Source organism: Myxococcus sp. AB036A, from assembly GCF_006547355.1.
Classification (GTDB): domain Bacteria; phylum Myxococcota; class Myxococcia; order Myxococcales; family Myxococcaceae; genus Myxococcus; species Myxococcus virescens.
In genome coordinates, this window is record NZ_VHLC01000147.1 from 1 (window position 1) to 17,027 (window position 17,027).

General features: G+C 70.1%; 18 protein-coding genes and 1 pseudogene. 11 read left to right on the forward strand and 8 right to left on the reverse strand.

The features are described 5' to 3' along the window. The first annotated feature begins 105 nt into the window (after positions 1–105). Both FL344_RS35510 and FL344_RS35515 read left to right on the forward strand, forming a co-directional pair. Entirely contained in the window at positions 106–378 is a 273-nt protein-coding gene (locus tag FL344_RS35510; RefSeq protein WP_011550605.1) for a GIY-YIG nuclease family protein, read from the forward strand. Between the two features lie 82 nt (positions 379–460). Further along, positions 461–844: a hypothetical protein gene (locus FL344_RS35515; protein WP_228565608.1), complete on the forward strand. Its 384-nt coding sequence runs from the start codon at positions 461–463 to the stop codon at positions 842–844. 18 nt (positions 845–862) lie between these two features. On the opposite strand, the gene FL344_RS35520 is transcribed toward FL344_RS35515, so the two are convergent. Beyond that, on the reverse strand, positions 863–1,177 hold the full coding sequence (locus FL344_RS35520) for a hypothetical protein (RefSeq protein ID WP_011550608.1): 315 nt from the start codon (positions 1,175–1,177) through the stop codon (positions 863–865). Between the two features lie 41 nt (positions 1,178–1,218). On the opposite strand from FL344_RS35520, the gene FL344_RS35525 reads away from it, so the two are divergent. Together FL344_RS35525 and FL344_RS35530 are read left to right on the forward strand one after the other, a co-directional pair. Beyond that, complete coding sequence (locus FL344_RS35525) at positions 1,219–1,548, forward strand: hypothetical protein (RefSeq protein WP_228558224.1); 330 nt, start codon at positions 1,219–1,221, stop codon at positions 1,546–1,548. A 28-nt stretch (positions 1,549–1,576) separates the two neighbouring features. Next, the gene (locus FL344_RS35530) at positions 1,577–2,002 is read left to right on the forward strand and encodes a hypothetical protein (RefSeq protein ID WP_228565609.1); all 426 of its coding nucleotides are present in this window, start codon (positions 1,577–1,579) and stop codon (positions 2,000–2,002) included. 18 nt (positions 2,003–2,020) lie between these two features. Here the strand turns inward: FL344_RS35530 and FL344_RS35535 are convergent, their stop codons facing one another. From FL344_RS35535 to FL344_RS35560, 6 genes are all read right to left on the reverse strand, one after another. Next, the gene (locus tag FL344_RS35535) at positions 2,021–2,713 is read right to left on the reverse strand and encodes a radical SAM protein (RefSeq protein ID WP_090486520.1); all 693 of its coding nucleotides are present in this window, start codon (positions 2,711–2,713) and stop codon (positions 2,021–2,023) included. Positions 2,714–2,802: 89 nt separating this feature from the next. Then, a complete protein-coding gene (gene nudC, locus FL344_RS35540) occupies positions 2,803–3,636 on the reverse strand; it encodes an NAD(+) diphosphatase (RefSeq protein WP_141621643.1) in 834 nt (277 codons plus the stop codon). 72 nt (positions 3,637–3,708) lie between these two features. Continuing rightward, positions 3,709–4,095, reverse strand: a complete 387-nt coding sequence (gloA, locus tag FL344_RS35545; protein ID WP_090486514.1) for a lactoylglutathione lyase — start codon at positions 4,093–4,095, stop codon at positions 3,709–3,711. 64 nt (positions 4,096–4,159) lie between these two features. Beyond that, positions 4,160–6,487, reverse strand: coding sequence for a YfhO family protein (locus FL344_RS35550; protein ID WP_141621644.1), 2,328 nt, complete (start codon positions 6,485–6,487; stop codon positions 4,160–4,162). A 19-nt stretch (positions 6,488–6,506) separates the two neighbouring features. Then, positions 6,507–6,899: a hypothetical protein gene (locus FL344_RS35555; protein ID WP_141621645.1), complete on the reverse strand. Its 393-nt coding sequence runs from the start codon at positions 6,897–6,899 to the stop codon at positions 6,507–6,509. A gap of 19 nt (positions 6,900–6,918) precedes the next feature. Next, positions 6,919–8,109 (reverse strand): nitronate monooxygenase family protein, encoded by a 1,191-nt coding sequence (locus tag FL344_RS35560; protein ID WP_141621646.1) that lies wholly within the window; start codon positions 8,107–8,109, stop codon positions 6,919–6,921. 478 nt (positions 8,110–8,587) lie between these two features. Here FL344_RS35560 and FL344_RS35565 point away from each other — a divergent pair, with 478 nt between their 5' ends. After that, positions 8,588–8,920, forward strand: a complete 333-nt coding sequence (locus FL344_RS35565) for a helix-turn-helix domain-containing protein (protein ID WP_228565610.1) — start codon at positions 8,588–8,590, stop codon at positions 8,918–8,920. A gap of 41 nt (positions 8,921–8,961) precedes the next feature. On the opposite strand, the gene FL344_RS35570 is transcribed toward FL344_RS35565, so the two are convergent. Beyond that, on the reverse strand, positions 8,962–10,677 hold the full coding sequence (locus FL344_RS35570) for a hypothetical protein (protein WP_141621647.1): 1,716 nt from the start codon (positions 10,675–10,677) through the stop codon (positions 8,962–8,964). A gap of 748 nt (positions 10,678–11,425) precedes the next feature. Here FL344_RS35570 and FL344_RS39565 point away from each other — a divergent pair. From FL344_RS39565 to FL344_RS35600, 6 genes and pseudogenes are all read left to right on the forward strand, one after another. Further along, the gene (locus FL344_RS39565) at positions 11,426–11,668 is read left to right on the forward strand and encodes a hypothetical protein (protein ID WP_228565611.1); all 243 of its coding nucleotides are present in this window, start codon (positions 11,426–11,428) and stop codon (positions 11,666–11,668) included. Between the two features lie 440 nt (positions 11,669–12,108). Continuing rightward, positions 12,109–12,348: pseudogene (locus tag FL344_RS40160) on the forward strand (hypothetical protein); the annotation flags it as partial. 291 nt (positions 12,349–12,639) lie between these two features. Next, the gene (locus FL344_RS35580; protein ID WP_228565612.1) at positions 12,640–13,788 is read left to right on the forward strand and encodes a hypothetical protein; all 1,149 of its coding nucleotides are present in this window, start codon (positions 12,640–12,642) and stop codon (positions 13,786–13,788) included. Between the two features lie 112 nt (positions 13,789–13,900). Next, complete coding sequence (locus tag FL344_RS40165; protein ID WP_368667461.1) at positions 13,901–14,092, forward strand: transposase; 192 nt, start codon at positions 13,901–13,903, stop codon at positions 14,090–14,092. Between the two features lie 136 nt (positions 14,093–14,228). Continuing rightward, a complete protein-coding gene (locus FL344_RS35595; RefSeq protein ID WP_141621649.1) occupies positions 14,229–14,585 on the forward strand; it encodes a hypothetical protein in 357 nt (118 codons plus the stop codon). Positions 14,586–14,988: 403 nt separating this feature from the next. Beyond that, complete coding sequence (locus FL344_RS35600) at positions 14,989–16,350, forward strand: NAD(P)/FAD-dependent oxidoreductase (RefSeq protein ID WP_141621650.1); 1,362 nt, start codon at positions 14,989–14,991, stop codon at positions 16,348–16,350. The last annotated feature ends 677 nt before the right edge of the window (positions 16,351–17,027 follow it).

The window sequence follows — 17,027 nt, forward strand, 5'->3', positions numbered from 1 at the left end:
TCCACTTCTAGCTTCGTCGGCAGCGTCAGATGTATATAAGAGACAGGCTCCAGGGCGCCCAGCCTCACGGCGCGGGGTGAGACGGCGGTCCGCGGGGGCGGTAGAGTGCGGCACGCCGTGCCGGACGAATCGCCCTCGTGGACTGTCTACATCCTGCGGTGCCGTGACGGCACGCTGTACACCGGCGCCACCAACGACCTGGAGCGCCGGCTGGCCACCCATGGCCGGGGGCGCGGGGCGGCGTACACGCGGGCGCGGCTGCCCGTCACCCTGGTGTGGAGCGAGGCCGCGGGGGACCGCGGCGCGGCGCTCCGGCGGGAGGCCGCCATCAAGCGGCTGTCTCGCGCGGAGAAGCTGCGCATGCTGGGGCGCCCCTGAGCGCTGGTGGCACGCCAGTGGGGCAATACCTCTCCCGATGCAGGCGCGTTACTCTGGCGCCACCATCCAAAGGGGCCGGTTCATGTCTCACTCGTACTCGAAAGTGTTCGGGGCGCTGGTGCTGTTGGGGCTCGCTGTGTCCTGCCGGGCCAATCACGCTCCCAAGGTCTCCACGGGGCCTCGGCCTTCGCCGCAGGTCGTCGGGCCGGGGGGCGTGGTGTCCTTCGTCTTCGAGGTCGAAGACCCGGACGGGGACTCCATGACCTTCCAATGGCAGCAGCTCCCCGCGGAGCCCGCGGGCACCTTCAGCGACGCGAATGCGCGCAACCCCACGTGGGTGGCGCCCGAGGTGTCGGAGACGACGACCTTCGCCATCATGGTCACCGTGGAGGACAGCGAGGGCGATGCCATCCTGGCCCAGGGGCCGGGCGTCATCGTCCACGCGGCGGAGTCCCAGGCGCCCTGAGCGCCGCCGGGCCGCGCGTCAGGCGGTGGCGCGTGGCTCCGTGGGGGGCGGCGTCTGGCCGGCCTGCACCCGGGCCTTCCGGTGTGAGCGGCGCACGACGACCACGCCCAGGATGAGGAAGAGGCCGGCGCCCACGCCCCCGCCGATGACCTGGTACGAAATCAGGTCCGCGGACGTCTTACGGACGACCTCGGGCAGGTTGCACATCGTCTGGGTGGCGTAGGGCGTCTCGTTGTACCAGCCCAGGTAGTTGGGCCCCAACCAGGAGGCGACCACGAAGCCCAGCAGGGCGCCCGCGAGGATGAAGTTGAGCAGCGTCTTGGCGGCGTTCATCGGCAGGCACCTCGGCTGGTTGACGTCGGGGCGTGCTTAATATGTGCACGCCAGCGCTGCAAAGCGTGGAACGTGTTAAGGGGGTGGACGTGCCGCTGCTCCCGCTCGCCATCCTGTTCGCCGCTCTCGCGCTGGGCTGCGCCGCTACCCTGCTCGTCCACGCCTTCCGGCGGAGTGTGGGCACGGGGGTGATGGTGCTGCTGATTCCCTGCTACATGCTCTTCTACGCCTTCAGCCAGTTCGAGCACCGGCGCAAGGGCCTCATCGTCGCGGGCTTCATGGCCAGCACCGTGCTGGCCGCCGTGTTCCTGGGACTGGGCCTGCACAGCCTGTCGGCGCTGGCCTCGCGCGCCCCGCCCACGGGCTTCTGACGGCGGGGCGCCCGGCGTGGAAGGCCGCGTGCGGACACCCGTCGGCGCCGTCTGCGCCACCCACCCGGACGAGGCCGCGGTGGCCACGTGCGCGCGCTGCGGTGGCTTCCTGTGCGGGGACTGCACGGAGCTGGCGGGCGAAATGCCCTACTGCGCGCCCTGCGTGGCGGTGCTGCGCAGGGAGGCGCGTCCGTCGCGGGTGATTCAGGTGGCGCTGGTGCTCAACGTGGCGGGGCTGGCGTGTCTGCCATGCTCGCTGGCGTTGCCGCTGCCCACACTGGTGGCGGGGCTGGCCGGCGTGGTGCTGGGCCTGCGGGAGCTGCGGCGCATTGCCCGGGGCGAGGGCGCCGTGCGCGGACGGACCCTGGCGCGGGTGACCACGGGGCTCGGCTGGGTGAACCTGGGGCTGGCCTCGAGCTGGCTGGCCGTCGTGTTCTGGGGCTTCGGACCTTGAGGGCCGGGCGCGCCGCGCTCACACGCCGCGCGCGTTCGGGTCCCACATGTACTTGTGCATCTGCAACTGGAAGCGCACGGCGAGCCTGTCCTCGATGACCCATTCGGCGAGCTCGCGCGGGTGGAGCTTGTCGAACACGGTGGAGAACAGGCTGCCGTAGGGCTTCTGGAGCAGCTGGTGCTCGGCGATGAGCGCCTTGGCCCAGTCGTAGTCCTCGCGCGAGCCGATGACGAACTTCAGCTCGTCGTTGGCGTTCATCGACGTGAAGTTGCGGTAGTCGTTGCGCAGGTGCTCGCCCGAGGAGGGCGTCTTCATGTCGACGATTTTGTGCACCGCCGGAGGCACCAGCCGCACGTCGATGGCGCCGCTCGTCTCCAGCAGCACCTTGAAGCCAGCGTCGAGCAGCGCCTCCATCAGCGGGTAGACGCCGGGCTGGAGCAGGGGCTCGCCGCCGGTGACCTCCACCATGGGCGTGCGCAGGTCCCGCACCTCGCTGACGATGTCCGCGATTTTCCGGCGCGCGCCGCCGTGGAAGGCGAACTCGCTGTCGCAGTAGGTGCAGCGCAGGTGGCAGCCCGTGAGGCGGATGAAGGCGCACAGCAGCCCGGCGTGGGAGGACTCCCCCTGGACGCTGAGGTAGATTTCCTTCACCACCACGGAGTCCGCGGTGGGGACGCGTCGGGGCTCGATGTGTGGGCGCGCTGCGGGCATGGCTTCTTCGCTGATTCGGGGGAGGCGTGCTTCAACCCCAACCTGCCGCGCCAGGTCAAGCGCGGCCTGTTGCCTCGCCTGGGGAGGGGTCAAGGGGCGGCGGGGCCCTTCACGCGCTCGATGAAGGTGTCGATGAGCTGCCGGGCGATGCTGAGCTTCGGGGGGATGCGCGGCAGGTTGTCCGGGCTGAACCAGTGGGCCTCGGAGATTTCCTTCTGGTCCACGGTGATGTCGCCGCCCGCGTACTCGGCGGTGAAGCCCACCATCAGCGAGCGGCCGAAGGGCCACGGCTGGGAGCCGAAGTAGCGGATGTTCTTCACGTCGATGCCGACTTCCTCCTTCACCTCGCGCGCCACGCACTCCTCCAGTGACTCGCCCGGCTCCGCGAAGCCGGCGAGCGTGCTGAACATGGGCTCTGGAAACTGGGCGTTGTGCGCCAGCAGCATCGTGTCGCCGCGGGTGATGAGGACGATGATGGCGGGGGCGATGCGGGGATAGAAGGGCGTCTTGTCCACCGGGCAGCGGCGGGCGCGCTCCCCCGGAACCAGATGGGTGGGTTCGCCGCATCGGCCGCAGAAGCGGTGGGTGAGGTCCCACTCGACAATCGCGAGCGCGCGCCCGGCCACGGCGAAGCGGGCGTCATCCACGCGCTTGTAGAGCGAGCGGGCGGCGACGGCCTTGTAGCCTTCCGGCGGGACGAAGTCCTGGGTGAACCCCGCCGCGTAGCAGTCCACGCCGTCCAGCGCTCCCAGGAAGTGCGCGGCGGCGGCGAGCTCCGGGAAGGCCGCGCCGGTGGGAATGGCGACGCCGTCCGCATGCTCCTGGACGAGCACGTCCATGCCCCGGGCGAGGAAGAGCAGGGCGCCCTCGCGGGGCCGGTCGGGTGGGATGTGGTCGGGGACGAAGAGGGGGGCGGAGCTCACGGGGCCACACTAACGGGCCCGGGCCGGGTGTGCAGGCGTTGCGTGCGCTTCGGGCCTGTGGCGGCAGTGGGCTCAGCGGTCCTTCTGGATGAGTTCCACCTTGTAGCCGTCCGGGTCCTCGACGAAGGCGATGACGGTGGTGCCGTGCTTCATGGGGCCGGGCTCGCGGACCACCTTGCCACCGGCCTTCCGGATGGCCTCGCAGGTGCCGTGGATGTCACTGACGCCCAGGGCAACGTGGCCGTAGGCCGTGCCGAGCTCGTACTTCTCGACGCCCCAGTTGTACGTGAGCTCCAGGGCGGGGTGGGTGTCCTCGGGGCCGAAGCCCACGAAGGCCAGGGTGAACTTGCCGTCGGGGTAATCGTGACGGCGCAGCAACTTCATGCCGATGACCCGGGTGTAGAAGTCGAGCGAGCGCTCGAGGTCACCGACGCGGAGCATGGTGTGCAGGATTCGCATGCGGGCTTCATAACGCCATCATCGCGCCGCGTCATGCGTCCCCGCCGCCCGCTGTCCGATGGACTCAGGGCTTTTCCTCGGACTGTGCCTTGGGCGGCACCACGAGTGTGCCCACCTCGACATGGGACGACGTCAGCGGCTTGCCGTCCGTGCCCCGTCCGCCGATGCGTGAGCCATCACCCCCGGCGTGCCACAGGCCCACCAGGACCTTCCGCTCGCCCGCGTCCCAGTCCTTCGTGGACACCGAGAAGGCGTCCCGCAGGAGCGTGTCCCGGGGCGCCTCGGCGAAGAAGTAGGTGCCGCCCAGCACCGGGTGGTCCGCGTTCTTCCGCTTGCTGCCCGGCGGGCCAGGGAAGTGGACGAAGATGCCCGCGGAGCGAGGCACCGGCCCGGTGACGCGCCAGTAGAGCACCAGGTGGAGCAGCCCTTCCGCGTCCGGTGCCGACGGTATCTCCGCGCCCACCAGCTCCACCGGCACGTCGAACCGCGCGTCCACGGGCTTCGCGGTGGGCGGCAGCGCCGCCACGCGTATCGGCGAGCCATCCGCGTTGAGGGGCACCGCGCGCGCCAGCGGCTCAGGTGACGTCGCCAGCAGCACGCCCCAGGCCACCAGCGGCACACACGCCACGCCGACGGCCGCGGGCCCCAGTCGCCCGCGCAGCCGCCAGGCCACGAAGCCCAGGCCCAGCCATGCGAGCGCGGAGACCAGCGCTCCGCCCAACCCGGAGCGCGGCAGGAAGCGCAGCACCACGCGGTGTGTCCCTTCCGCCACGCGCACGCCGAGGAGTCCGTCCTGGGACACCACCTCGCCCTCCGAGGACTTCCAGCCCGGGTGCCAGTTCTGGTTCACCAGCAGCACCGTGGGACGCGTCGCCGTCACGTCCACCGTGACGCGGTTGGGGGTCCACTCCACGCGGCGCGCGGTGCCCGCGGTGGCGTCCTCCAGGTACTCCTCCTGGGGCAGGTCGCCCCGCAGGCGCTCGGACATGGGTACAGGCCACGCTTCGCCACAGGCGATGGAGCCCCGGTTGAGCGCCAGGAAGTAACCCTGTGCCCAGCGGTTGCCGCGGGCCTGGGCGAAGGGGCGCTCCGTCTCCTCGGTAATGGGGCCGGGCGCGGGCACCATCTGCGACCAGCGGCTGAGCCGGTCGAAGGCGCGCACCTGGAAGCCCCAGCCCACGGCGAGGACGACGCAGGCCACCACCGCGGCGGTGGGCCACCAGGACGTCGCCGTGCGCGCGGCCGGCACGCGCCACACGCGCACCAGCAGCACGGCGAGCCCCAGCGCCACCAGCTCCGCCAGGAAGAGCCCCGCGGGCACGAGGAAGCGCTCCGGATAGCGCAGCGTTCCGAAGACGGGCAGCAGCCGCAGCGCGCCGAACAGCGAGGGCACCGCGGCGTAGCCCGCCGCCATCCACACGCACAGCGCCGCCAGCACCGCCGGGTACAGCGCGCGGCGCCAGGCCCACGCGGCCAGCGGAATCAGCGCAAGCACCGCGGGCGCGAGGAAGAAGTTGCCCGGGTCGCTGTAGCCGGAGCTCGCCGGCATCTGGAGCAGCATGCGCGCCAGCTCCTCCGCGGAGTTGCCCGGCGTGCCCGCCATGATGCGTGGCGCAGAGCGCATGGTCTCCACCAACGGCCACAGCCGGAACGCGCAGGCGCCCAGGGTGAACACGGCGGTGGCGCCCAGGGCCCACAGCGCGGACTTGCGCCGCGGCGTCCCGCGCAGCCCGTACAGCGTGCGCCCGGCCTCCAGCGCGACGAAGAGCGCGCCCATGGGCACGGGATACGTGCCGCCGAAGCCCAGCAGCACCGCGAAGGTGCCGGCCACCACCGCGGCGCCTCGAAGATGGCCCTCCGCCGCGCGGCGCGTGCCCCACAGCAGCCAGGGCAGCAGCAGGAAGCCCGCGAAGTTGAGCCAGCCAATGGACCACGAGAGCGCCGTGAAGCCCGCCAGGCCGAACAGCGGCGCCGCGCCGAGCGCCCCCAGCGCGGAGCCCACGCGCCGCCGCGCGTAGTGGAAGAAGCCCTCCATGCCGAGCACGAGGAAGGCCCAGAGCAGCAGCGGCTCCGCCGGCCGAGCGCCCATGAGCGCGGACACGAGCAGCGTGGGAGACGCCACGCGCGTCTGCGGACTGCCCAGTGCGTACTGTCCGCCGCAGGCCCACGGGTTCCACAACGGGAGCTGCCCGTAGTGCGTCACCGTGCGCGTTCCCGCGTCCTCATACGAGTGCAGCAGGTGCGCGTCGCGGAAGTCGTTCATGCCTCCGGCCTGCTGCAGCGGACGCCAGGCGGCGGCCAGCGCCAGCGCGGCGAACAGGGCCAGCCGCACGCTGGTGAGGGTGGCGGCGCGGTGGGCGAAGCGGAGCAGCCTGCGGGGAGAAGGCATCATGGGCGGGGGGCGCCGGAACTCAGTCGTAGAAGGGGCGGGGCTTGCAAGGGCTGGCGGTGGCCTTGCGCGGGGGCAGCACGGGCTGGCCGTGCAGCTCCTCGTCGATGGCGCCCAGGACGTCCGTCACCGGCACGCGGCGGCGGCGGGCCTCGTCCAGCGCCCACTGGCGCTCGGACGCGCCGAAGTCATCGTCCTGGGACCAGCGGTCGCCGGGGAAGGACTGGCGCGACTTGCGACGCCACTCCGGCTCCTGGCTCGCGGCGGCGCGGCCCACCAGCTTGCGCTCGGCCGCGCTCAGGGTGCGTTCGCGCGGCGGCAGCTCGGCCGTGGAGGCGCGCACCACCGCGGCGGCACCGCACAGCGCGAAAGCCAGCCACCCGACCTGTGCCGCTCGACGCCACCTTGCACCCATGAGGGCGCTCTACTCCAATTCAGCCCCGGCCGTCCTCATCCGCGTCGGCGTCCAGGCCATGCGGATCGGCGAGCACCCGGCGCGCTCGCTCCATCAGCTCCACCACGATTTGGCCAGCGGGCAGCACGCTCTCGATGCGCGCCATGCTGGCGCCGCTGGCCGGCATGGCCATCTCTTCCAGGTCTCCTTCAGTGTCCGGGGTGGGCACGAAGGCGCTGTGCTGCGGCACGTCGACAAGGGGGCCGCCGCCTGGGGTGCCGGGGAACAGCCGGGTGGTGCCGACGCGCTCTGGTGTCGCCATGGGCATGGGCACGCGGCCCTCACGTCCCGTCCACTCGCGCACCACGCGGTTGCGCAGCACGCGCATGCGATGACCCGGCCACTCCCGTCCGAAGACGGTGGTGACGTCCGTGTCTCCCGCGTCCCCATCGACGATGCGCTGCTTGTAGGCCGGGTGGGCATGCGCTTCCACGGAGGCCACCATGCGCGTGCCCACCCAGACGCCGTCCGCGCCATGGAAGAGGGCGCGCGCCGCGCTGAGCCCGTCGGCGATGCCGCCCGCGGCCAGCACCGGCACCGAGTCCGTCAGCGTGCGCAGCTCACGCACCAGCGCCAGGGTGGGCGTGGTGCTCTGGTTGAGGCCGGACGCCTGCCGGCCCTGGGCGATGAGCCCGTCCACGCCGAGCGACAGGGCCTGCCGCGCCATGTCTCCCGAAGGTGCCTGGCCCCAGACCCGGACGCCCGCGGCCCGCAGCGCCGCGACCCACTCCGAGGGAGGCAGGGCGCCGTGGAAGGAGACGACGGGCACGCGCCGGGCGATGCACACCTCGATGTGCTCGCGCGTGGTGGAATGCCGGCCCTCCCGCTGGGCCATGAGGAAGTTCACGCCGAAGGGGCGCCGCGTGCCTGCCTGGATGGTCTGGAGCCGGACATCCAGGACGTCCGCCGGTTCCGGCGCGGCGCCGAGCATGCCCACGCCGCCGGCTTCCGACACGGCGATGACCAGCGGCGGCAGCGACACGAAGGCCATGCCGTCGCTGACGAACGGATAGTTCACCCCCAACTCACGCGTCAGCCGCGTGTGCAGGGTGTTGCCTTCCAGGACATAAATCGGAGGCCGCCGGGGCTCAGGACTCGAGTCACTGCGCTCGTCGTCGGGCTCGGATTCACGGGAAGAGGGCGGGGAACGTCCGTCATTCGCTCCGTTCATCGGGTCTCCTGAAGCTGGCGGGCTCTTCGGCTTCTCCAAGGTTACCAGCAACCCTCTCGACCTAGAGGCGTGGAGCGGAAGAGGGCCTTCCAGGTTGGTTGCCGGGTAACAGCCGCGCGCCGGGCTTGGAGAGTACGGGACTTGAACCCGGGGGTAGTGCAATAGCAAACCCCAGGCAGGACGCGCTGTTACCCGCTATCACCTTGAACTCACGTCGGTTCGTTGTGCCGCCCGAGCCTGTCTCGCCCCGTCTTGTCCCGTTCTCAGCCCCGCTGGAGGGGCACACTGGGGGCACATGCGGCCCACCAGGGGCAACCCGCTCACGGACGCGAGCGGCCCGAATTCCCCAGTCTCGCAGGGCTCACGAGAAGCCCGTGGGAGCCTGACGGTAGCGTGTGCCCTGGCGAGGTGGAGCTGGCGCGGTGCTTCGTGGCGTTTTCTTCGCAAGGACGGCGCAGCGGCCGAGGTGACGCCGGAGGTGTCACCCGCGACGGAGAAGTTGCTGCTGGCGCAACATCCATGGCCGGGCAACGTGCGGGAGCTGCGCAACGCGGTGGAGCGGGCGCTCATCGTGTGGCCGGCGGAGGTGTTGGAGCCGCAGGCGTTCCCGGACCGCATCGCCGCTGCGGCGGGCTCGGTGGTGGCGCTGGGCGGGCCGCACACGCTGGAGGAGGTGGAGCGCGAGCACACGCTGCGCGTCATGGCCTCCGCCCCCACGCCGGACGAGGCCGCCAGGGAGCTCGGCATCGACGCGCCCACACTGGGGTGCAAGCGCAAGAAGTACGAGTCCGGAGACAAGGGCGAGGGCTGAGCGCACCGCATGGCGCGAGCAGCCCTCGCCGCGGACCGGTCTCAGCTGGCGACTCCGGCGGACCAGCGCTGCGTGAGGTACAGCTCCACGAGCTGCGCGGCGGTGAGCTCGTGCTCCTCGCCCACCGTGGTGCGCTCGGTGGTGACCCCCGCCTCGGCGCCGACCACGCCGGCGTGGACCCCGACGCCGATGTCACCCTTCACCGTGGTCTTGTCCTGCACGGTGGCCTTGATGTCGACCTTGCCGCCAAGCTGCGTCACCGCCTGCCCCACGTCGCCGTTGGCGATGCTGGTGAACGCCCCGCTGTTCGCGATGTCCTCGAGGTTGCCGCTGATTTCCACATTCACCTCGCGGCCCATGCTCCCGCCCAGGCCGAGCGCCTGCGCGGAGCCCTGGCGCGAGTCGGTGAGCGTCACCTTCACCTCGCTCGACTGGCCCAGCTCTTGCGCGGTGCTCTTCGGGTCCCTCAGGAAGTCGTCCAGGTTGAAGTTCCCCGACAGGTCGATGCTCTGCTCCAGCTCCACCTTGAGCGCCCCCTCGACTCCGGCCGAGGCACTCGTCGGCAGCGATGCGCTGGGGCCGCCCTTGCCCTGGCTCGGAACCCCCAGGCCCACGCTCGCGCCCGCGTCGGCCGAAACCTCCTGCGACTGGGTGAGCGTCAGCGACGTCGGCTTGCCCCCCTCCATCTCGATGCGCGCCGTGGTGGACTGGTTGATGTCCACGCCCGCGCTCGCGCCCGCGCTGAGCACGTCCTGCAGGCCCTTCATGCCCAGGTCGCCCGCGAGGTTCCCCTCCGCGCCCAGCTCGAACTCCACCGCGCTCACATTGTCGCGCAGGCCCGCCAGCTCCGACCGCGGGTCGCCCAGCACGACGTTCAACCCCAGGCCCAGCAGGGGGTTCTGCCCCGAGGCGCCCGACACGGCGGCGTTGGCCGCGATGATGCCAGCGGCGCGCTGGGCCTCCTCCAGGGTGTCGAACTTGTACTCCACCGTGCCGCCCGCGGTACCGAACACGCTGGCGCTCGCGTCCGCCGCCCCCTTGCCGCCCATCTTCCCGATGATGCCCGCACCCACATCTCCGCTGGCGGAGACGGTGTAGCCCCCGCCCTCTTCGGCGCTACGGCTGACGGTCAGGTCACCCTTGCCGGTGATGCCGACGGCGTAGACATCCACCTCGGCATTGAGGCCCACGGAGATGCTCTCGCCCGGCTTGAGCTGTTCCACCTGCGTGTTGAAGTTGAGCGCGTCCTTGGCCGCGCCCACGGTCTTCGCCGAGTCGCGCACCACGCCGGCCGCGCCCTGGAGGATGCCCCCGGCGAGGTCCTGGGCGAAGTCCTGCACCGGATTCTGCGCCGGCGCGTCCTGGATGGCCTGCCCCAACTGGTCCAGCCCGTTGGCCAAGACGTCCGTCGCCTTGCCCAGCTCCTCGCCCACCTTCTGGGCCGTGTCCTTGAGCGCGTCGCCCGCCTTGGTCCTCAGGTCCTCGAAGAAGTCGCCCACCGTCTCGCGGTCCTTCTGCTTCACGTCGCGCCCGCTGTCGCCCGGCGCCTCGTGTCGCTCGAAGACGTCCTGCGTGTGCTTCTTGGCGACCGACTCAATCTGCTCCGTGGTCTTCGTCGCCGTCGCCGCCGCCTCCGCGGTCTTCTTCGCGGCTGCCTCCGCGGCCTTCTTCGCGGCCGCCTCCGCCGCGCGCTTCGCCGCTTCCGCCGCGCGTCGAGCGGCATCCGCCGTGCCACCGATGATTCCGCCGATTGCCATGGGATGTCCTGGTTGGGGCGGGCGTCCGCGTCCTCCTGCTCCTCACGGAGTGACGCGGGCACCGCCGGTTCACTGGGGTTGGGGTGGGAGCGCGAGGGGCGTCATGAAGCGCGTCGCCCGTTCGCGCGGGAGTGCGAGGCATGCCGCCCCGACACGCCCTCCTCAAGCTTCAGCAACGGCCTTCGTCCTCTGGACGCATGCGGGTTCAGCACCATGGACTGAGGCCCCCAGCGGGATGCGAGGACGTGGACCACGACATGGAAGGCTCCTGCCCGGGGGATGGGCATTCGCATCGAGGAACTTCCGTCATTTTCCTGAGGCTGCTGCGAAAGTTTCGTCGGTTCTTGAGAATTCGGCGGCGGGCCCTGTGGCTCTTTGAGCCCCCCGCCGCGGCCCAGCGGAAGCGCTCCCCTGCCTCCTCCTCGCACGGGACGGGGCGAGGGAGCTTGCACGGCGAGGCGCGCGATTGCCGCGGCAGGGGCGCATCGGACCGTTGGGGAGCGATCCCATTGAAAGGAGCGCACCCGTGGACGTCATCGACCTGTTGATTCAGCAGCGCCGCGAAGTCGACGCGCTGTTCCTGGCGTTCCGCAACGCCTCGGACGACACGAGCCGCAGGGAACTGTGAATTCAACTCGCGGAGGCGCTCATGCTGCACTCCACCATCGAGGCGCGCTGGGTCTCCCCGAAGGCCTCGCGGGTGGTGGGCGACGAGAAAATCGACCACGCGGAGTAGGAGCACCAGGAGATGACGAAGCTCCTGGGTGACATCGTGCGGATGCGCGACGACATGAACGCGGTGAAGGCCAAGGTCGGCGCGCTGGAGAAGGTGGTCAAGCGATACATCGCGGACGAGGAGAAGAACATCCTCCCGCAGGTGGCCAGGAACATCACCGAAAAGGATCTCGGCATGTCCTGCAAGGACCTGGTCCGAGAGGCCTCCCGGATTCGGCGTGAGGAGATGAGAGACTGGGGCGGCGCGTCCCTCTGACGCCAGCCTTCGCGGCGCACCCCGGGGTGTCGCGGCGTCCTGCTCCGACACCACCGGGCCTCTTCGTCTCGCGCCTCGCGCCGGCGCCCCCGCCGACGGCTCCCGGCGGGGTGAACCAGAACGTGCTGCCCCGACCTGGCGCGCTGACCACGGCCACATTGCCGCGAGCCAATCCAGCCCGAGTCTTCGCGACCTGGTCCGATGTGGAGACCCAGGCCCAGTGGTTCATCGGGCCGCACGAGCGGCGGACGCCCGTGAATCGCGAGCGTCCCTCAAGCAGGTGCGCGGGAGGCGAGCGCGGGGCTTGAGGCAGCGGCCGGGAAGGAGCGGGTGAAGGAGAGGACACCGCGAGTGGACTTTCGCCGAGTTGCTCAGGAGGACGTTCGACTTCGACGTGTTCGCCACCCTCCCTCCCCCTCAACAGGGCCCCCATTCCTCTTATGCGCGCGACCGACTTGTCAGCGACGATTTCCGCCTCGCCATCGACAGCACAAGTGGGCTCCAACCTCACGCTGACGCTCACCGTGACAAATGGCGGAACCAGTCCCGAAGGTCAGGTTTTCCTCTCACAGATCCTACCCGACGGCGTGACCTTCGTCGCTGTGACGTCCTCGCAGGGAGGCTGCCAACGCAACGGTTCGGCGGTAGGCTGTGATTTGGGGGCATTGGGCGCGAGCGCCAACTTGACCGTGACGGTGGTCTTGCAGCCGCTGAGCATTGGGATCATCACCACCTCCGTGGAGGGTACCAGGTCGCTGGTGGAAATCGGTCCAAGTCCGATGTCCACCGGAGGCTCCTATTCCCCCTGGTCAGCGAGGCCGTCGGTGAGACTGGAATCAAAGGTGCGAAGGGGGTTGAGAACAGCCGCATTGCTCCTGCTCCTCGCTGGAGGATGCCGGAGCCCATCCCTTCTCACCGACGGGCGAACCCATGAAGCCCTCCCCGGACAGGAAGCCTCGCCCGCCAGGCGCATGGGCGGAGGGCCCTGGCTGCTTCAGGTCCGCAAACAGGACTTGTGGGTCCGCACCCCTGCTGGGGACAGCGAGTACGCACTGACACGGACCGGGCGGGTGGTGGCCACCCGCCCCTACGGAAACGGGCTGGGGTGGAGCGGCGTCGCCATCTCTCCCGATGGGCGCCAGGTGGCCTATGTCGAACGCCCGGAAGCGCAGGAGCACGAATCCCCGGGCCGATGGGCCCTCCTGTGGATCGTCAATTCGGATGGCTCGGGTCGACGCATGCTGCTGGACCTTCGCGAGCACGCGCTGACTCCGGGGCCGTTCCGCGCGGGCCCCATCCTCTGGTCCTCGGATGGCGCCCGGATCGCATTCTCCCTGGAGTCCTTCGCGCGAACCGGTCCGGAGTCGCGGCCCTGCCCGCTCGCGGAGGTCCACACGGTGGACGTGGGTTCAGGCAAGGTGGAGCGGCTCTTCGAGAGTCCAACGCACGGGATGCTCACCCCCCGAGGGTGGAGCGCACAGGGGACCGTCTCCTTCTCGCTGCTCTCCTGTGAGGCAACCGCCGAGGTCGGGAAGGACGGCCGCTTCTTCGAATTCGAGCCAGGAAGAGGCATACGAGACACGCACGCGCGCGGTGCGGTTTCCTCCGACGGGGTGCATACGCTCCTGCTGCCAGCGACACCGGAAGCCGGGGCTCCCACCGCATTGCTGGATGGAAGGAAGGTGGATGCCCCTTCCGAGGTCGACACCCGACTCCTGCGCCACGTGGCCTGGATGCAGCACCAACCCGTGGCCTATCTCACGACCTACTCAGGACAGCCTCGCTCCTGCGCATTCGACCGTGTGCCCGCGCCAGCGCTCTTCCAGGCGAACTTCGACGCGTCGCGACCGGGCATCGAGCCGAGAACGGGACTGGGTGGACTCATGGTCCTCGCGTTTTCACCCGACGACGCACACGTCCTCGCCGCGACGGTCCTGCTGCGCTCCCAGGCAAGCGAGGTGTGCTGGCCGGACACCTTCGATTCGCTCCTGGTGATGGAACGCGTCCAGTTGGAGAACAGCCCCACCCTGACCGCGCTCTCCGCTTCCAGCATCCGGCTCGACGTGACGGCATCGCAGATGGGACCAGAGCTTCAGGGCTTCGTGGGCTGGGTGCGGTAGCGCTCGAATCCACGAAGAACGCAATTTATCGGCTCGGCCTTGCAAGTAACGCCTCACTACCTTGCGCTGGTGCCGGAAGGCGTCTTCGTGCCGGGGGAGGGCGGCGTGCGCTTTGAGGCGTTGCCGCCGCCCACGCAAGGGCCTGCATGCCAACGACAGGCAGGGACTGGAACGGCGATGCCGCTACGGGGCGCGCGGTGCGCTGGCGCTGGAGCGGCTGTCACGAGCGGAGGACGGCCGCATCGCCTATCGGATGAAGCGCCCGCTGCCGGACGGCATCACGTACCTGCTCTTCACCGGGTAGGAACTGTTACGGCGTGTAGCGTCCCTGGTACCTCCGCCTCGGGCAAACCTCACGAGGTTCCACGGCGTCTTCGCTCCAGGCGTCAGACTGCTGCCATTTCTGGTCCCTCAAGCAGGCGCGCAGGAGCGGTGTGCCGGTGGCCATCACCGCGTGCGCCCTGACCGACGGCGACTTCGTGACCAGGTTCCAGCCGCCCGTGGACACCGGCTGCGTGCCGGATGACCTGGGCCAGGGTTGTGGATCCGCGCGAGCCGATCGCGTGTTGACGGTCGACCTCGACGCAGCTCGCCCTGCATCGCTGCTGGTGGTGCGCGGCATCACCGCCGATGTGGTCGCCGAGATCTCGGTCGACGGCGAGTCCTGGGCAGGCGTCGGAATGGACGGCATCGTCGGATCGTTCATCCCCGCGACCAGCGCCCGCTACATCCGCCTGCGCAGCAAGACCGACAACGGCGGGCTGCCGCTGAGTCTGACCGAGCTCTCGCTGTGGTGACGCCGTCCCCAAGGCGTCGGTGCGCTGGCTGAGCGATGGCGCATCCCTGCGGTCGACGGTCGAGACACCAAGAGTGCGCTTGCAGGGCGAGCGGGCGGACGAGCGGACGCTGTCAGGGCGCAAGGCAGCTCGAGCGTTGACATCCACGGTCAAGTCTGGTGAAGGTTTGACCCCATAGGAAGCCGTTCTCGCGCGCTCAGGTATGCGAAACGCTCCTGCGTCGATGGCGCCCTCGCTCGCGTCCGACGTTCCTTGCCCCGGCCTCTGCGCCGCTCGGCATTCCATCCACCCGGAGTCCACGGACTCCGGTGCATGGGGCGCGTGCGCCCACGTGCATGAACCTGCGGGACGGTCGCCGGCGCCCAGGTGCGCCGGGCAGCTCCCCTGCTCGAGGTGTGTCCAGATGGCTCTTCGTGTCGCGATCATCGGAGCTGGCCCCAGCGGCCTGGCCCAGTTGCGTGCGTTTGAATCCGCTGCCCGCAAGGGAGCGGAGATCCCGGAAATCGTCTGCTTCGAGAAGCAGGAGGATTGGGGCGGGCTCTGGAACTACACGTGGAGGACCGGCCTGGGACGCTACGGCGAGCCGGTGCACGGCAGCATGTACCGGCACCTGTGGTCGAACGGTCCGAAGGAGGCGCTCGAGTTCGCCGACTACTCCTTCGACGAGCACTTCGGCCGGCCGATCTCGTCCTATCCGCCGCGCGAGGTGCTCTACGACTACATCCGCGGGCGGGTGGAGAAGTGCGACGTCCGCAAGTACATCCAGTTCAACACCATCGTTCGTTGGCTCTCCTGGTCCGAGGAGTCCCGGAAGTTCACCGTGGTGGTCGACGACCTCGCCAGGCGCGAGGTCCGCGAGGAGTCGTTCGACTGGGTGGTGAATGCAACCGGCCACTTCTCCACGCCAAACGTGCCCTTCTTCGAGGGCATCGACTCCTTCCCCGGTCGCGTGCTGCACGCGCACGACTTCCGCGGCGCCGAGGAGTTCGCGGGAAAGGATCTCCTGCTGATCGGGAGCAGCTACTCCGCCGAGGACATCGGCGTGCAGTGCCACAAGCTGGGCGTGAAGTCGGTGACCATCAGCTACCGGTCCGCCCCCATGGGCTTCAGGTGGCCCAAGGGCATGAAGGAGGTACCACTGGTGAAGCGGTTCGAGGGGAACCGCGCGCACTTCGCGGATGGGACCTCCGCGACGCTCGATGCGGTCATCCTGTGCACGGGTTACCAGCACAAGTACCGCTTCCTTCCCAATGCGCTGCGCCTGGAGAGCCACAACCGGCTCTACCCGCCGGGGCTCTACAAGGGCGTGTTCTGGCAAGGCCAGCCGGAGCTCGCCTACCTGGGGATGCAGGACCAGTACTACACCTTCAACATGTTCGACGCCCAGGCATGGCTGGTGCGCGACGTGATCATGGGGCGCACCGCGCTGCCGTCCGCCGAGGAGCGCGAGGCGGACATCGCGGCGTGGGTCGAGCGTGAGGAGGGGATCCAGGATTCGTTCGGGGCGGTGGACTTCCAAACCGACTACATCCGGGACTTGCTCGGCCGTACCGACTACCCGGGCTTCAGCGTGGAGAAGGTCGCGGAGCTGCTGAAGCAGTGGCTGCGCGACAAGCAGGAGGACATCCTCGGCTACCGCGACCGCACCTTCACGTCGATCGTCACCGGCACCCGCGCCACGCCGCACCGTCGCAAGTGGATGGACGAGCTGGACGACTCGGCGGAGAACTTCCTCGCCGAGGCCCCGGTGCGCAGGACCGGGTGAGGGGCCCCGGAGGGAGGGGCCCCGGCGCCGGGGCCGCGCGGCCAAGAAGCGTCGCTCGACGATGACCTCCTTGGGCCTTCCGCTGCCGGCATCCCTACAGGCGACAAAGGGCGTTTGCGTGCAGGCATTGGCGTAGACGGGGCGACAGGTCCGCAGCGGTGGACCCGGCGCCGTGGAGGGCCTCGTCTTCGGCGGAGCGCTCGAGGCCCTCCGCTGCGGAGAGAAGCGCGAAGGCGCAACGGAACGGGGCCTCATGGTTCCCCCACTCCCGGAGCTCTCGCGCCACCTCGCCAACTCCTGCGCGTGCAGTCACCGGGTCCGGATGGAGGACGGCGACGCGTCCGGCCATCGTCTCGAATCGCCCGGAGACCTGAGAAGTCCCCAGCGCAGACGTGGACCTGCTTCACGCATCCCCGCGCGGGCGCCAGCGGAGAGCAGCCCTCCGCGGGGGCGAGCTCCCCGCCCGGGAGCACAAGGTTGAAAGCCGAAACGCTCCCTCAAGCAGGTGCGCAGGAGGCGAGCGCGGGGCTTGAGGCAGCGGCCATGATGGGAGCGCGGCCTGGGCAGGCGTGTGCCCCAAGGGGGCTCAAGCGGCCTGTCCACCGGCCGGGAGCATCGCTCGGGCGGCCCCGTCAGCGGCCCTCCTCGGCCCCTCTGCACCCTCCCTCCCCCTCAAC

Bases quoted from the DNA above. Each gene is read 5' to 3' on its own strand.
- gloA (WP_090486514.1), bottom strand. From the start codon at position 4,095: ATGCGAATCCTGCACACCATGCTCCGCGTCGGTGACCTCGAGCGCTCG.
- FL344_RS35515 (WP_228565608.1), top strand. From the start codon at position 461: ATGTCTCACTCGTACTCGAAAGTGTTCGGGGCGCTGGTGCTGTTGGGG.
- FL344_RS35550 (WP_141621644.1), bottom strand. From the start codon at position 6,487: ATGATGCCTTCTCCCCGCAGGCTGCTCCGCTTCGCCCACCGCGCCGCC.
- FL344_RS35520 (WP_011550608.1), bottom strand. From the start codon at position 1,177: ATGAACGCCGCCAAGACGCTGCTCAACTTCATCCTCGCGGGCGCCCTG.
- FL344_RS35570 (WP_141621647.1), bottom strand. From the start codon at position 10,677: ATGGCAATCGGCGGAATCATCGGTGGCACGGCGGATGCCGCTCGACGC.
- FL344_RS35525 (WP_228558224.1), top strand. From the start codon at position 1,219: ATGTGCACGCCAGCGCTGCAAAGCGTGGAACGTGTTAAGGGGGTGGAC.
- FL344_RS35600 (WP_141621650.1), top strand. From the start codon at position 14,989: ATGGCTCTTCGTGTCGCGATCATCGGAGCTGGCCCCAGCGGCCTGGCC.
- FL344_RS35535 (WP_090486520.1), bottom strand. From the start codon at position 2,713: ATGCCCGCAGCGCGCCCACACATCGAGCCCCGACGCGTCCCCACCGCG.
- FL344_RS39565 (WP_228565611.1), top strand. From the start codon at position 11,426: ATGACGAAGCTCCTGGGTGACATCGTGCGGATGCGCGACGACATGAAC.
- FL344_RS35555 (WP_141621645.1), bottom strand. From the start codon at position 6,899: ATGGGTGCAAGGTGGCGTCGAGCGGCACAGGTCGGGTGGCTGGCTTTC.
- FL344_RS35560 (WP_141621646.1), bottom strand. From the start codon at position 8,109: ATGAACGGAGCGAATGACGGACGTTCCCCGCCCTCTTCCCGTGAATCC.
- FL344_RS35580 (WP_228565612.1), top strand. From the start codon at position 12,640: ATGGGCGGAGGGCCCTGGCTGCTTCAGGTCCGCAAACAGGACTTGTGG.